The sequence below is a fragment of the Nocardia concava NBRC 100430 genome (assembly GCF_000308815.1).
Classification (GTDB): Bacteria; Actinomycetota; Actinomycetes; order Mycobacteriales; family Mycobacteriaceae; genus Nocardia; species Nocardia concava.
Map to the genome: position 1 here is coordinate 105,975 of NZ_BAFX01000108.1, position 14,442 is coordinate 120,416.

Genomic DNA, 14,442 nt, shown 5'->3' on the forward strand with positions numbered 1-14,442 from the left:
CGCTCAAGCGCGCGGCAGGAAGGCGTCGAGCGCCTCGGCCATCAGCGCGGGCTGCTCGAGACTCTGCATGTGCGGGGTCCCCGGCAGCTCCCGGTACTCGGCCACGGGAATGCGCTCGGCGATGCCCTTCATGATCGCGGGCGTGGTCGAGGCGTCGAGTTCACCGGCCAGAATCAGCACCGGAGATGCGAAGTCCGACAGCCGATCCCGCACCTCGAGCCCGATGAAGGCGCGCCAGGCCGCGGCCCAGTCGACAGAGTTGCCGCGCAGCACCTGTTCGCGGGCGTAGCGCACCGGCCAGGAGTTCTCCGCCAGGAACCCGGGGGTGAACCAGCGGGTGAGCGACGGTGCGACCTGGGCGGGCATGCCGTCCACCTCGCCGGAACGTGCGCGGCCCTCGAAGGCGTCGAAGGGGAAATCGGTGGTGGCCGCCAGCGTCAGCGACGCGACCCGCTCCGGCGCGTCGACCGCCGCGGCCTGCGCGATCCCGCCGCCGTAGGAGAGGCCGACCACGTGCGCGCTCTCCAGCCCGAGAGCATCCATGACGCCGATCAGATCCCGTCCGGCCTGGGCCATCGTGTGCGGGCTGGGCGCACCCGCGGCCCACCCGTGCCCGCGAATGTCGTAGGCGAAAACCCTTCGGCCGGTGGACAACCGGCGCATGACCTCGTCCCACATCCGCCAGTCCAGGCCCAGCGCGTGCGCCAGCAGCACCGTCGGGCCCTCGTCCCCGCGCCGGGCCACCACCGTCTGGTGATCGGCCAGTTCGATCCGGCGCAGCTCGGCGGGCCGGTCCAAACCCTCTGCGGCGAGCACTTCGTCGATCACGGCGACGGCGTTGAGGGCGCGCGGGAATCCGGCGTACACCGAGGCGTGTTCGGCCAGGGCGAGCAGTTCCGCGGCGTCGACGCCGTGGCGCAGCGCGGCGCGCACGTGCGTTCCCAGCTGCCGCTCGGATCCGCCGAGCGCGATCAGCATCGATACGGTGGCCAGTTCGCGCCTGGCCCGGCTCAATTCGGGGTGCGAGAGGGTGCCGCCGAATGCACCCTCGATCATCGCATCGAACAGGTGCGGAGCGCGGCGGCGCAGGTCGGCCTGCGCGTGGTCGGCGTCCGCGCCGATCAGTGCCGCGTACTCGCGGCGGCCTTTGTCGAAACGCTGCATGGGTGGTGGACTCCTCTTGGTTCGTCTGATCGCGGCTTCGCCTCCTCCAAGCTAGGAGCGCGAAACACCTGGGAGAGGGGGCTTTTCACGCCAGCGGAGGGGCGGTCCGCGCCATGCGCGCGTTTGCTCACCATTCGGAATCGGTGGCGGGGAGCGTCCGGTTCTGGCGCGTGCGGTCCCCTTTCGGCGGGTGCGGGCCGACCTAGGGTCGGAGACATGTCATCCGTCGAGGAGGAACGCGCGGTGAGGAGCCTTGCGCCGAGCGTCGTTCGCAGTCTGCTCCATAACGGCGTCGTCATTCGCGGTGTCGCGCTGGCGGTCGCGACGGTCGTGCTGATCGCGTTGCGGCATCCGACCTGGGTTCCGTATTCGGTCAGCGCCTATGCCGTCTGGAACGCGGCGGCGCTGACGCTCAATGCCGCACGCGCGGCGGCGGGCCCGGCCGCTCGCGCGGCGGCGCGGCCCTCGTAGCCGACACGATTCACACGAGAAAGGTGAGAGAGATGATCGCTCCGGTCGAGACCCATCGGCTGCTGGACGAGGTGCGCCGGCGCACGGGCCGGGTGCCGAATATGACCAAGGTGATGGCCAATTCGTCCGCGGTGCTGGAGGGTTACCTCGGGCTGGCCGGCGCGCTGAAGCAGGGCACGCTGCCCGCGCCCACCTCCGAGCGCATCGCCCTGGCGGTCGGCGCGGCCAATGAGTGCGCGTATTGCGTTGCGGCGCATACCTTCACGGGCAAGCGGGTCGCCAAGCTCAGCGACGCGGAGATCGAGGCGGCGAAGCACGGCACCTCCGGGGACGCGAAGGAGGCCGCGGCGGTCGCATTCGCGCGGGAGCTGACCGAGAGCCGCGGCAAGGCCGATCCGGCCGAGGCGCTGGCGGCGGGGTGGACGCAGGAGCAGGTGCTGGAGATCGTCGCCCTGGTGGCGCTGCAGACGCTCACCAACTACGTCAACAAGGTGGCCGGGACCGAGAACGACTGGCCCGCGCCGTAATCGGCTCGACCTGCGGGAATAGGCGGCCGGGGGCTCGGGTTGACGGGATTCCGAGAAGGATCCCGTGAGAAGGTGAGCGAGATGGCCGATACGCTTCCAGGCCCGTCGAACGACGTGGCGGAGCAGCGATCCCTGCCCCGGGCCGCCACCGTCTCCTCCCATCTGGCGAGTGTGCTGGCCGAGGCCGCGCTGGCGGCCGGAGCCGGGGACGGGCAGGTCGCGCAACTGCTGGGCCGGGATCCGGCGCGGCCGTCCGCCGACGATGAGCGGGTGCCGACGGTGACCGTGTCCCGGCTGTGGGAGTTGTTGCGGCGGCTGGCCGGGCCCGAGGCCGGGGTGCTGGCCGCCGAGCGGGCCGTGCGCGGGCGGCTGTATGTGTGGGATTACCTGATCAGCAATGCGCGCACGCTCGCCGAAGGGCTGCGTGACGCCGCGCGGTTCAACAGCACGATGTGCGATCCCGGTGTGGCGCTCGAGGTGGTCGAGGACGGATCCCTGCTCACGGCACGGTATCTCGATATCCCGCATCGGGAGCCGATCGACGCGTTGAGCAAGGAATTCGCGCTCACGGTGACCGCGCGCCGCGCGCGGGAGGGGTTCGGGGAGGCGGGTGTGCCGGTGCGCGTGGACTTCTCGCATTCCGCGCCCGCGGATCGGCGGTATCTGGTTCGTGCGCTCGGCACCGGGAACCTGCATTTCGATCAGGGCCGCGACGCCATCACGTTCCTCACCTCGAATTCGTCCGGAAGTTCCAATGATCCTGTGTTGCAGCAGATTCTGCTCTCGCACGCCCGGCAGGTGCTCGCCGCGTAGGGACCCGAGCCGAGCTGGATGGACTCCTTCCACACGCTGCTGCGCGCGACGCTGTCGGATTACAGCAATGACGGGTTGCGCTTGGACGAGGTGGCGGGGAAGCTGCGGCTCAGCCCGCGCACCCTGCAGCGGCGGCTGGCCGAGTACGGGACGACCTGGAGGGCGGAACTCGAGGGGGTGCGGCGGGATACGGCCGTCGCGCTGCTCAGCGATCGGGGTGTGGCCGTCGAGACGATCGCGGCGCAGCTGGGGTATCGGGATCGGCGGGTGCTGGCGCGGGCGTTTCGGCGCTGGACCGGTCAGTCGCCGGCGGAATTCCGGCGGGCACTGTCCAATTGAGGGAGCTTGGTGGCGATGTCCTTGCGGGAGTTGATCATCAGCTTGGAAAGGACCGCGGCGATCTGAGCGTCCACCGTGCGGGTGGAGGTGCCGCGGTGGGCCGCTATGGCGGTGTTGGTCAGGCCGGTGGCGGCCAGGGTCGCCACTTGCAGTTCGGCGGAGGTCAATTCGTTCCATGGCTGTGATTGGCGTGCGAGTGCTGGCGGGTTCGTTTGCTCGGCAAGGCATTCCACGGCCTCCGGACACGCTGACGGGAGCCGGTCTGCGCCGGGGGCGAACTCGACTTCCTCCACAGCGGCATTGAATGCCTTGGGTCCCAGCACCTTCGACGCAACCGCCACGGCCTCGGCGGTGTGTTCCGCGAAGGGGCGCAGGTTCTCCAGCTCTATGCCGAGCCGCCGCCGAATGGCGGCGGCGGTGCCGAGCGATCGGGCGATGCCTTGCGCCCAGGCCGCGGCCGTGTCATCGGACGCCAGGCGTTCGGTGATCAGCCGGGACAGGATCCAGGCCCGGATGTTGAGGCCCCACACCACTCCCCAGTTGTCTCGCATCGGGATCTGCCAGGCCAGGCCCTTATCGCAGAACGCCAAGCCCTCAGCCGGGTCGGCGTGGGCGGAAATCGCTATGGCGCGGGCGTATCGCGCCCACGAGGTCGCCGACTGCGGACCGGCTTCGAGCATGGCGTCGAGGAATCCGCGTGTCACCGTCGAGGCCTCGTCGGCGGGGGCGTGGAACGCGGCCGAGAGCGCCTCGAACAGTTCGCTCATGGTCGCGCCGCCGCGGTCACCGGTCGTGGTGAATTTGGTTCGGGCGCGGGCGAGCACTGTTGTCGCGCGCGGGTGCGCGTGGACCAGCCACAGGATGCCGCCCCACAGGTACTCGACGGGGGCGGGCAGGCCGAGATCGGTGGTGGGGTCGGCCCGCCAGTCGGTGTGGTCGCCCGTAGAGGCCGCGACGCACTCTTCCAGGAGCCTGTCGGCCTCGGCTGACTGCCCCTGGCAGAGCACGAGCCAGCCGATCAAGGCCTTCGCCGATACCTCGAGGTCGAGCGGGCAGCGTCCGAGTGCCTTGGCCGCGGCAAGCGCACGCTCTACCAATCCCCTTGACTCGCGCAGAGATCCGCGCAGGAACGGTGCCCGGGAGGCGAGCAGGCCGAGGGCGATCTCCAGGCTCACGACCACCGCGTCCGGATCGGACAGGCCGGACTCGATCGCGGCGACGATGTTGTCCCATTCGGTGCGGGCGCGGGTCAGTAGCTCCTGTTCGCGTGGGCTGACCCAGCCGGTGGCGACCTCGACGACCAGGTCTCGGTAGTAGCGGCGGTGGGCGGTGGCCATTCGGGCCGGTTCGCCGGAGCCGTTCTCCCGCAGTCGTTCTCGCGCGAAGAGCTGGAAGCTCTCCAGTAGCGCATAGCGGGCCGTCTCGATGCCGACGCGTATCGACACCATGGAATGGTCCACGAGCTGTTCGAGGAGCTGCGCGATCTCCTCGCGGGCCAGCCCGTCGGGTCCGGGATCGGCGCAGATCTCCTCGATGGCGGTCAGGTCCGCGCCGATGTCCGGCACGGCGAGCCGATCCGGTTCGGCGTCTTCGGGATTGACGTCGTATCCGACGGCGAAGACCGACAGGCGCGCGAACAGCAGGCGTTCCTTCGGTTCGCACAGTTCGTAGGACCAGCCGATGACCGCGTTGATGTCGCGGTGGCGGTCGTCGGCGCCGACGCGGAATCCCGGCGACCAGCGCAGTCTGCGGTCGGCGTCGCCGCCCAGATCGTGCAGGATCATCGGCGGGGACTGGTAGCGCAGGCGGGCGGCGGCGAGGCGGATGTAGAGCGGGAAATTGTGCAGGTGCCAGCAGATCTCGGCCACCAGTTCGGTGTCGCTGTCGGCGATCGGATGTCCGGCGAGTTCCGCGCGACGCCGGAACAGTTCCAGGGCTTGCTGATTCGACAGCGGCGGGATCGTCACGATGTGCTCGTCGACCCATCCGATCGGGGTGCGGCTGGTAGCCAGCACCGCCAGGCCCGGGACCGCCGCGAGCAGGTCCGCGATCACCTCCCCGACACCGTCCAGCACATGCTCGCAGTTGTCGAGGACAAGTACGCAGCGCGGGGTGCGGGCCAGCTCGTCGATCAGGGCTCGGCGTGCGGTGCGTCCGGAGAAGTCGCCGTCGAGGACCGCTGCGGCGATCTCGTCGAGCACCGCATCGGAATTCGTGTCCTTGGGCAGCCGGGCCAGTCGCACCCAGTGCACCGGCGGGCCGTCTGCCTCGCGCAATCGTCCGGTCGCGCGCAAGGCCAGGCAGGTCTTGCCGATGCCGCCCGCACCGACCAGCGTCACCAGGCGCGCCGGTCCCGCCAGCAACTCCGCGATGCGCTCCAACTCGCGCGCGCGGCCCACGAATACTGCACTGCCCGTCGGCATACCTATGCCCAACTCTTCAGGTCCTACCGATACGTCGCTGCAGCCTACCGATGCGCCCCGACTACCTATTCGACGAGCCTTGATGCGGTAATCCACGCGTCGAAAGGACCGGATGCACGCCATCCACGGCACGATCCCCACCCGCACGGCCGGACTGCTCCGCGCCACGGCGCTCCGGCTCGGTGTGCCCGCGCCGGAGCTGAACGCGATCACCCCGAGCGTGGATCCGGACGTGCTGGACGACGATCTGCTGCGCATCCCGGTCGAATGGGCTTGGCGGGTATGGCAACTCGTCGGCGATCTGGCGGGCCCCGGCGCGGGCCTGCTGATGACCGCCGCTGCCGGACACGGCGATCTCTACGTGTGGGACTACCTGTTCATCAGCGCTCCGACCCTCGCCGAAAGCGTGCGCACGGCCATCGATCTGCGTGGCACGGTCACCTATCCCGGCAGTCGCTGGACCGTGCTCGAAAGCGGCCGCCAGCTGACAGTCCGCGCGACTGCCGGAACCGAACCCGCCCACGTGCTCGCACCGATCGAAGAATTCACCCTCTCACTGCTGCTCCGCCGCATGCGCGAGGCCACCGGCCACCACCTCGTCCCGACCCGAGTCACCTTCAGCCACAATCACTTTCAGCGCCACAGCGCGGCCGCCGAAGCCTTCGGCACCGCACAAATCACCTTCGACGCCCCCGCCGCCGAACTCACCTTCCTCGACGCGGGCTCCCTCTCCACCGGCACCGACCCCTACCTCGGCACCATGCTCCGCCACCACGCCGAACTCCTCCTCACCACCTCCCGCCCCGCCCCCGACTGGCGCGCAACCCTCCACACCGCCATCACCACCGCCCTCCGCGAAGGCGACCCCGGCCTCGACGCCACCGCCCGCCGCCTGACCATGAGCCCCCGCACCCTCCAACGCCGCCTCCACTCCCTGGGCACCACCTGGCGCCAAGAAGTCGAATCCGTCCGCCAAACCCACGCCCTCCACCTCATCCGCACCACCCCCCTCCCCGTCCAATCCGTGGCCACCCGCCTCGGCTACACCGACGCCCGCACCCTCCGCCGAGCCCTCCGCCGCTGGACCGGCCAAACCCCCCTCGAACTCCGCCGCCAACTCATGAACCCGGCCGCCATCAGACAAGCCGGTTAGCCACGCCCGGCCAGAACCGCTACACCGGTCCGGCCACCGTCGACGTCCAGGACGGTGCCGTGGATGAAGGCGGCTTCATCGGAGGCGAGGTAGACGGCGGCGGAGGCGATGGCGTCGGGGTGGCCGGAGCGGCCGGCGGGAGTACCCCGCATCATCGATTCGCCCGGGTGCTCGACGGCGGGATCCCAGTCGGGAGTGATGATTACGCCCGGGGAGATGGCGTTGACACGGATACCGCGGTCACCGAATTCGGATGACCATGCACGCGTGAGAGTTTCCATCGCGCCCTTGGTCGAGGCGTAGAGGGCGCCGGTGGGCACACCCAGGCGGGCCACCCAGGACCCGAGATTGATGATGATCCCGGTGCCGGCTTCGAGCATGGCGGGAACCGCGGCTTGGGTGAGGAAGAAGGGCGCTTTCACATTGACCGCGTAGACGCGATCGAACTGGTCGTCGTCGATGGCGAGGGTGGCTCCGGGCGGGTAGATGCCCGCATTGTTGACCAGGATGTCCAGTCGGCCGCCCAGGCGGTCGGTCGCCTCGGCGGCGAGAGCGCGGCTGGCGGCCGCGGTGCCGTCCAGATCGGCGTAGACGTAATCCGCTGAACCGCCGGTTTCGCGAATCCGCGCGACGACCTTCTCGCCGCGCTCCCGGTCGCGGCCGGAGACGATGACATGCGCTCCCTCCGCGGCGAACGCGAACGCGATCGCTCGACCGATATTGCTGGTAGAGCCGGTGATCAGCGCTTTCTTACCGTGTAGTCGGCGTGACATGAGTTCCTTCTTCGTTGGGTTTGTCGGATGCTGAGCCGATGCGTGTGACCGGTCGCCTAGGTTTGGTCGCTGTCGCGCAGATCGGCGGGCTTCATTCCCGGCGGGCCGAGGATGACGTCGCCGAGTTCGGTGGTCAGCGCGTTGAAAAGGTCGAGGTCCCACTCGGTTTCGGGCGTCGCTTCGGCCTCGGGCGTGCCGGCGCGGCGGATGAGGTCGACGAAATGCGCGGGCGAACTCATGGTGAGGACGCGGGCTCCTTCGGGTCCCGCCTCGATCGCATGCGGGGTGTTCATGGTGATGGTGTAGAAATCGCCCGGGCGCAGGGTGTAGCTGTCCTGCCCGGCCCACACCGAAAGCTCGCCGTCGACCACCCAGAGTCGCTCCTCGTACCGAGTGTGCTTGTGCAACGGGGTATCCGAGCCCGGCGGCAGGGTGACATCGGCGAGATCGTGACGGCCGTCGGTCTCCTCCGCCGTGGTGAGGACGGTCATGCGCAGATGCGTGCCGAGTACGAATCTGCGGTCCGGCGAGACGGCGGGCGGGCGGGGAAATGTGGTCACGAGAGTTCTCCGGCGAGGAAGCCCAGCAGGGCAGTCAGTTTTGTCATGACCGAAGTCTGAATCCGCGCGGGTAGCCGCGGCATCGGTCAGATGACGCTGTGGCCGACGTACTCCGGTTCCGACTACGTCATGCCCAGCGTCATCTGACAGATTCGCCGCACACCCCGGATTGGCGATCGTATTTCCATGACCAGCAATCGTTTTCACCCGCAGACCCAACGACCCACTATCGCGGAGCTTTTCGTGGTCGGGCCCATCGCCATGTTGATCTACTCGGAGGGCACGCCGAAACCGATGCCGAAATAGGGCTACGTCATGTAACAGATACCATCGCTGTCGTGGCCAAGCTCCAGGTTTCCGTAGACGTCCCGATCCCGCCCGACCAGGCGTGGGCGCATGCCTCCGACCTCCCGGAGCTGGACAAGTGGCTGACCCTCCACGAAGGCTGGCGCGGCCGCGTCCCCGACGCCCTCACCCCCGGCACCCGCCTGATCGGCGTCGCCACCGTCAAGGGCTTCCGCAACCGCGTCACCTGGACCGTCAAAACCGCCGAACCCCCCAACCGCCTGATCCTCGACGGCGCCGGCATCGGCGGCACCAAATTCGCCCTCGACCTCCGCGTCTCCCCCACCCCCACCGGCTCGAAGGTCACCGCCAACTTCAACCTCGGCGGCGCCCCGCTCTTCGGCCCCATCGCCTCCGCCGTAGCCCGCGCCCTCCGCGGCGACGTCGAACGCTCAATGGACCGATTCGTCCAGCTCTACGGCTGACGCACCCGCACTACTCGCCGAACACTTCATCGACCGTGTCGGCGGTCTTCGGTCTTCTGGTTTGGGGCAGCCAGTGGGGATGCTCGCGGGTGGCCCAGGGGTGGGAGACGTAGCCGGTTCGCATGCCGTGGCGGGCTTCTGGGTCTTGGTGGGCCTTCAGGATGTGGGCGATCAGGACGGCGGCGATGGCCCAGGCTAGGACGTCGTGGACGAAAATTGCGCTGGTGCGGGAGATTTCGGGGAGCAGGTGGATGAACCACATGAGGAGGCCGGTGCTGAGCATTACGAGGATGGCGCCGGATATCCAGCCGGCGTATAGCTTTTGGCCTGCGTTGAATTTGCCGGCGGGGCGGTCGGTGGGGGTGGTTTGGCGGCGGGCGACTGCGCGTAGCCAGTGGCGGTCGTAGGAGGCGAAGCGGTTCAGGCGGCGGAGGTCGGCTCGGAAGGAGGGGGAGAGTAGGCCCAGGAGGGTTGGGGTGGGGAGGAGGATGCCGGACCATTCGTGGAGGAATACCAGGATGTTTCGGTGGCCTATGAGGAGGGATAGCGGGGCGAAGTAGAGGAAGGCTGCGGTTGTTGTGCAGAGGAGCATCAGGAATCCGGTGGTGCGGTGGATCATTCGCTCGGCGGGGGTGAATCTGCGGATGCGGTGACCGCCCGGCTGCGGTTCAGTGGGCGTCATCGAGCCAGCCGTCCACGTCGTAGCCGCGTTCTTCCCAGTAGCCGGGGATGACGCGGTCGGTAATCGATATGCCGGACAACCATTTTGCGGATTTGTAGAAGTACATGGGCGCTATGTAGAGGCGGACCGGGCCGCCGTGTTCGTGGGTGATCGGGGCGTCCTGCATGCGGAGGGCGATCAGGACGTCGGGGCGGCGGGCCTGGTCGAGGGTGAGGCTTTCGGTGTAGGCGCCGTCGAAACAGGTGAAGCTCAGGGCTTTTCCGGTCGCGTGGACTCCGGCGGCGTCCAGGAGGTCGGACAGGCGGACGCCTTCGAACGGGACTTTCTCGACGCGCCAGCCGTCGGTGCATCGCACGTCGTGGATGATCCGGGACTGGGGTAGCGCGCGCAGGTCGGCGAGTGTGTAGGTGCGCGGGCGGTCCACCAGGCCGTCGATGGTCAGCTCGTAGTCGGTCTCGCCCTTGCGCGGGACCGATCGGACCACGCTGTAGTACCGGAACCCGCCGGGGTTCGGGAGCAGGCCGGTGAGGCCGGTCGGATCATTCTGAGAAGCCTTGGCCAGCAGGCCTTCCCAGCCTGATTGTAGGTACGGCGCGGTGACCAGACCGGCCGCTCCCAGACCGAGCATGCCCAGCAGTGTTCTTCGAGCAACCGGGGCGCCGTTCGGCGTGTTCTCGCGTTCGTTTTCCGGCATTGTCCATGCCTTTCTCGAATGTCTGTGCAACCGAATGGTTCCGGGCCCGCCCTCGCTAGGAGGGCAGGCCCGGGATAGCCGATGTCAGGGTGCGACGCAGCGGAAGCTGGCGGGGGACGCCGGGTCGCCGTCACCGCTGTAGCGGGAAACCAAAGGCAGGCGGCAGATATCGCGCGTGACCGTCTGGCCGGTGGCAGTGGTCAGACCGGCCTGTAGGACTTCCGGCGCCTTGCCGTGCTCGACCCATTCGGTCAGCGCGGTCATGTCACTGCTGCCGGTGAGGGCGCAGTGCGCGACGCCCGGAGCCAGGAAGACGCGGTAGAACTCGTCGACCTTGTCGGTGCCGCCCATCTGCGCTTCCACGCGGTGGCGGTAATCGACGGTGCCGGCGGGCGGGATCAGCTGGTCGGCGTCGCCCTGCCAGGTGATCAGCTTGCCGCCCGCGGCGCGGAAGGCCGACAGGTCCGGATTCGCGGTGCCGATGATCGAGTCGTATTCGGCGCGGGCCTGCTGGAAGATCTGGTCGAATTGCGCGTAGGTGAGGTGCGCGGTGTCGAACTTCGGCTGCTTCGCGACGAAGGTCGAAACCCACTGGGCGGGAACGATGAACGGCACACCCGTGGTGACTCCGTTCGCGGTGGTGCTGGCCGTCAGCGCGCTGAAGTCGGCGCCGGTCGGCAGACCGAACCACAGCTGCTTGCCGCTCGCGTCGCGCGGACCGTCCCAGATCTTGCGCACCACTTCGGCATCGGCCTCCGTGATCGTGACGTCCTGGCCGTCGCACTGCACCTTGGTGCCGATCAGCCGGCGCGGGTCGAACCCGCACTTGCCCGGATCACTGATCAGGCCATCGGCGACACCGTCGAGCGGGTCGCATTCCTTGACCGCGGCCTGGTTGAACGCGTTGAACTCACACGCGCTCGGGTAGGTGTGCGCCTCGTTCATCACCACCTGCGGCCACAGCGAGGCGACCTCGAACTGATTCCAGTTGATGGCCGGGGCGTCGGCATTGATGCCGTTGAAGTCGGCCGGGTATTTCTGGGCCTCCATGTAGCCCTGCCGTCCACCGGTCGAGCAGCCGTTCCAGTACGCGTAGGACGCGTCCTTACCGTAAACCTCTGAGACGACCTGCTTTCCGACGACGGCCAACTCATGCACGGACCGCGAAGCGAAGTTCTCGAGCAGAGCGGAATTGATCTGACCGCTCGAATTCAGCGCCCAACTGGTGTCCAAACCGCTGGTATCCACACCGGCATCCGTGGTCGCGGCCGCATAGCCCTGCTTGACGGCGGTGGCCACCCCGCCGACGTTCCCGGCGGCATAAGCGGCACCACCGACAGCCTGGAATCGCCCGTTCCACCCCGACTCCGGCAGCCAGACCTGCACCTTGGCATGGTCATTCGCGCCGGTGTGGGTCAGGGTGACCGTCACCTCGCAGTGCGCGGGTACCTCTGGCACCGGGTACCCGCCCAGCGGTGGGGTCCCGGGCACCTGGAACGTTGCCGCGGGCACCGCGGTCGCCGTCAGCGACTCCACGGCGGCCCCCTCCGGAGCCGGAATCTGAAAGTTGTTGCAGTTGAACGCGTTCGGGCTCGCCGCAGTGGAATCCCGCGAACCATCCACCAGTGCGTAGACGGCGGCGGCTCCTGCCACCGTGAGGCCGACGGTCGCCAGCGTCAGAAGTCGTCGTTTCAAGGTTTCTCCTAGGTCGGATCTACCTCCTCACTGTGGCGAGCGCACCCCCACCGCCACATGAGTCACATGACGCTCCCTACGACGTAATGCGGACCCCGAACATTGTCTACCAGCGGATCATCTCTACAGCGGACACCGCAGATGCGCCGTCTTGATCACGCCCGCCAGCTTCTACGAGTAGCTCTGCGCGACAGGGCATGACCCTATTTCGTATCGGATGTCTGATTTTCACCGAGTGAGGCGGTAGAAGCGACCGGGCAGGCGTCCGATGCCTCGACGACAACCTGGGGCTCGGCCGCCACGACGGACGGGCGGCGGCCGGATTCCCAGAGCGCCCCGGTTATGGTTTCGGCTGCCGCCAGGGCTGTCCGCTCGTCGAGGTCGAAAACTCGTGCCCGACTGAGGAATCGAAATCCTTCCGGGGCCTCCAGGCTGAATCCCGCACCCCGGCCCGGCACGGCGTCGAGCACCAGCTGGGTGTGCTGCCAGGCGGCGAACTGGGAACCCGAGATCCACACCGGCACAACGTGTTCCGGGTCCGGGGGCGAGGACTTGATCTCGTCGGCACGCAGGGTCAGGTCGAGCACTCCGAGCAGGACGTCGCGGTCGCCGACGAGGAATTCGCCCTCGGGGTAACACATCGGAGCCGAGCCGTCGCAGCAGCCGCCGGATTGGTGCAGCATGAGCGGGCCGTGCCGGTCGCGGAGGCGACGGAGCAGGTCCATCGCCGCCGCGGTGGCACGCACCCGGCGGGGTGCGGGGGTCGGCATCAGAAGAAGCCCTGGGCCTTGGCCGCGTAACTGACCAGCAGGTTCTTGGTCTGCTGGTAGTGCTCGAGCATCATGTGGTGGGTCTCGCGGCCGATGCCCGACTGCTTGTAGCCGCCGAAGGCCGCGTGCGCGGGGTACTGGTGGTAGGTGTTGGTCCAGACGCGGCCCGCCTGGATGTCGCGCCCGGCCCGGTAGGCGGTGGAGCCGTCGCGGGACCAGACGCCCGCGCCCAGACCGTAGAGGGTGTCGTTGGCGATATCGATTGCCTGCTCATAGGTTTCGAACGAGGTGACCGAGACGACGGGGCCGAAGATCTCCTCCTGGAAGATGCGCATGGCATTGTCACCGGTGAAGATGGTGGGCTGCACGTAGTAGCCGCCGGACAGGTCACCGCCGAGGTCGGCGCGCTCGCCGCCGGTGAGCAGTTTCGCGCCCTCGCCCTTGCCGATCTCGATGTAGGACAGGATCTTCTCGAGCTGATCGTTGCTGGCCTGCGCGCCGATCATGGTGTCGGTGTCGAGCGGATCGCCCTGACGCACCAGCTCGGTGCGGGCCACGGCGCGGGCCAGGAATTCGTCGTAGATGCCCGACTGGATGAGCGCGCGCGACGGGCAGGTACAGACCTCGCCCTGGTTGAGCGCGAACATGGTGAAGCCCTCGAGGGCCTTGTCCTGGAAGTCGTCATCGCCCGAAAGCACGTCGGAGAAGAAGATATTGGGGCTCTTGCCGCCCAGTTCCAAGGTGACCGGGATGAGATTCTGGGAGGCGTACTGCATGATCAGGCGGCCGGTGGTGGTCTCACCGGTGAAGGCGATCTTGCGGATGCGCGGGCTGGACGCGAGCGGCTTGCCCGCCTCGACGCCGAACCCGTTGACCACGTTGAGAACTCCGGGCGGCAACAGATCACCGATGAGCTCGATCAGGAACATGATCGAGGCGGGTGTCTGCTCGGCGGGCTTGAGCACCACCGCGTTTCCCGCCGCCAGGGCCGGGGCCAGCTTCCAGGTCGCCATGAGGATGGGGAAGTTCCACGGGATGATCTGCCCGACCACGCCGAGGGGTTCGTGGAAGTGGTAGGCGACGGTGTCGGAATCGATCTCCGAGAGCGAACCCTCCTGCGCCCGAATGGCTCCCGCGAAATACCGGAAGTGATCGATGGCCAGGGGGATGTCGGCGTTGAGGGTTTCGCGGATGGGCTTGCCGTTGTCCCAGGTCTCGGCGAGCGCGATGGCCTCGAGGTTCTGCTCGATCCGGTCGGCGATCTTGTTGAGGATCACCGAGCGCTCGGCCACCGAGGTCTTGCCCCACGCGGGCGCGGCGGCGTGCGCGGCGTCGAGGGCGAGTTCGATGTCTTCGGCCGTGCCCCGGGCGATTTCGCAGAAGTTCGCGCCGGTGACCGGCGTCGGATTCTCGAAATACTGACCCTGGACGGGCGCGACCCACTGCCCGCCGATCCAGTGGTCGTACCGCGACCGGAAGGTCATGGCGGCATCGGGTGTTCCCGGGCGGGCGTAGACGGTCATTGCGAAGCTCCTCGATCAGCTGACGACAACGTCGAATGTGATCCAGGACACTAGAAGCGGACCTGTTGCGATGGAGTTGCAACAA

The 14,442-nt window shown here is 68.1% G+C and carries 15 protein-coding genes; 6 read left to right on the forward strand and 9 right to left on the reverse strand.

Features of this window, described 5'->3' with window-relative positions:
• Positions 1-3: 3 nt before the first annotated feature.
• Positions 4-1,164 (reverse strand): alpha/beta hydrolase, encoded by a 1,161-nt coding sequence (locus ON43_RS26005; RefSeq protein ID WP_040811566.1) that lies wholly within the window; start codon positions 1,162-1,164, stop codon positions 4-6.
• Between the two features lie 216 nt (positions 1,165-1,380).
• Between ON43_RS26005 and ON43_RS26010 the strand changes: the two genes are divergently transcribed.
• The 4 genes from ON43_RS26010 (at position 1,381) to ON43_RS26025 (ending at position 3,314) form a co-directional block, all read left to right on the forward strand.
• Positions 1,381-1,635 (forward strand): hypothetical protein, encoded by a 255-nt coding sequence (locus ON43_RS26010; protein WP_040811568.1) that lies wholly within the window; start codon positions 1,381-1,383, stop codon positions 1,633-1,635.
• A gap of 32 nt (positions 1,636-1,667) precedes the next feature.
• Complete coding sequence (locus ON43_RS26015; RefSeq protein ID WP_040811570.1) at positions 1,668-2,162, forward strand: carboxymuconolactone decarboxylase family protein; 495 nt, start codon at positions 1,668-1,670, stop codon at positions 2,160-2,162.
• 81 nt (positions 2,163-2,243) lie between these two features.
• Positions 2,244-2,975, forward strand: a complete 732-nt coding sequence (locus ON43_RS26020; protein ID WP_083913724.1) for an AraC family transcriptional regulator ligand-binding domain-containing protein — start codon at positions 2,244-2,246, stop codon at positions 2,973-2,975.
• Positions 2,976-2,993: 18 nt separating this feature from the next.
• Positions 2,994-3,314, forward strand: a complete 321-nt coding sequence (locus ON43_RS26025) for a helix-turn-helix transcriptional regulator (RefSeq protein WP_040811574.1) — start codon at positions 2,994-2,996, stop codon at positions 3,312-3,314.
• On the opposite strand, the gene ON43_RS26030 is transcribed toward ON43_RS26025, so the two are convergent.
• A complete protein-coding gene (locus tag ON43_RS26030; protein ID WP_040811575.1) occupies positions 3,275-5,737 on the reverse strand; it encodes an ATP-binding protein in 2,463 nt (820 codons plus the stop codon). The two genes, ON43_RS26025 and ON43_RS26030, sit on opposite strands and share 40 nt — an antisense overlap.
• 112 nt (positions 5,738-5,849) lie before the next feature.
• Here ON43_RS26030 and ON43_RS26035 point away from each other — a divergent pair, with 112 nt between their 5' ends.
• Positions 5,850-6,890, forward strand: coding sequence for a helix-turn-helix domain-containing protein (locus ON43_RS26035; protein WP_051179229.1), 1,041 nt, complete (start codon positions 5,850-5,852; stop codon positions 6,888-6,890).
• Here ON43_RS26035 and ON43_RS26040 read toward each other — a convergent pair.
• Both ON43_RS26040 and ON43_RS26045 read right to left on the reverse strand, forming a co-directional pair.
• Entirely contained in the window at positions 6,887-7,663 is a 777-nt protein-coding gene (locus tag ON43_RS26040) for an SDR family NAD(P)-dependent oxidoreductase (protein WP_040811577.1), read from the reverse strand. The genes ON43_RS26035 and ON43_RS26040 overlap by 4 nt on opposite strands.
• A 56-nt stretch (positions 7,664-7,719) precedes the next feature.
• On the reverse strand, positions 7,720-8,223 hold the full coding sequence (locus ON43_RS26045; protein WP_040811579.1) for a cupin domain-containing protein: 504 nt from the start codon (positions 8,221-8,223) through the stop codon (positions 7,720-7,722).
• Positions 8,224-8,561: 338 nt separating this feature from the next.
• Here ON43_RS26045 and ON43_RS26050 point away from each other — a divergent pair, with 338 nt between their 5' ends.
• Complete coding sequence (locus ON43_RS26050) at positions 8,562-8,993, forward strand: type II toxin-antitoxin system Rv0910 family toxin (protein WP_040811581.1); 432 nt, start codon at positions 8,562-8,564, stop codon at positions 8,991-8,993.
• 10 nt (positions 8,994-9,003) lie between these two features.
• Here the strand turns inward: ON43_RS26050 and ON43_RS26055 are convergent, their stop codons facing one another.
• The 5 genes from ON43_RS26055 to adh all read right to left on the reverse strand — a co-directional run bounded on the left by ON43_RS26055 (position 9,004) and on the right by adh (position 14,357).
• On the reverse strand, positions 9,004-9,675 hold the full coding sequence (locus ON43_RS26055; protein ID WP_083913726.1) for a cytochrome b/b6 domain-containing protein: 672 nt from the start codon (positions 9,673-9,675) through the stop codon (positions 9,004-9,006).
• Entirely contained in the window at positions 9,662-10,369 is a 708-nt protein-coding gene (locus ON43_RS26060; RefSeq protein ID WP_051179231.1) for a molybdopterin-dependent oxidoreductase, read from the reverse strand. The genes ON43_RS26055 and ON43_RS26060 overlap by 14 nt, the downstream gene beginning before the upstream one ends.
• A gap of 84 nt (positions 10,370-10,453) precedes the next feature.
• Positions 10,454-12,064, reverse strand: coding sequence for a tannase/feruloyl esterase family alpha/beta hydrolase (locus ON43_RS26065; protein WP_040811583.1), 1,611 nt, complete (start codon positions 12,062-12,064; stop codon positions 10,454-10,456).
• 203 nt (positions 12,065-12,267) lie between these two features.
• The gene (locus tag ON43_RS26070) at positions 12,268-12,834 is read right to left on the reverse strand and encodes a DUF779 domain-containing protein (protein ID WP_040811585.1); all 567 of its coding nucleotides are present in this window, start codon (positions 12,832-12,834) and stop codon (positions 12,268-12,270) included.
• Positions 12,834-14,357 (reverse strand): aldehyde dehydrogenase, encoded by a 1,524-nt coding sequence (gene adh / locus ON43_RS26075; RefSeq protein WP_040811587.1) that lies wholly within the window; start codon positions 14,355-14,357, stop codon positions 12,834-12,836. Before adh ends, ON43_RS26070 begins: the two co-directional genes overlap by 1 nt.
• Between the last annotated feature and the right edge of the window lie 85 nt (positions 14,358-14,442).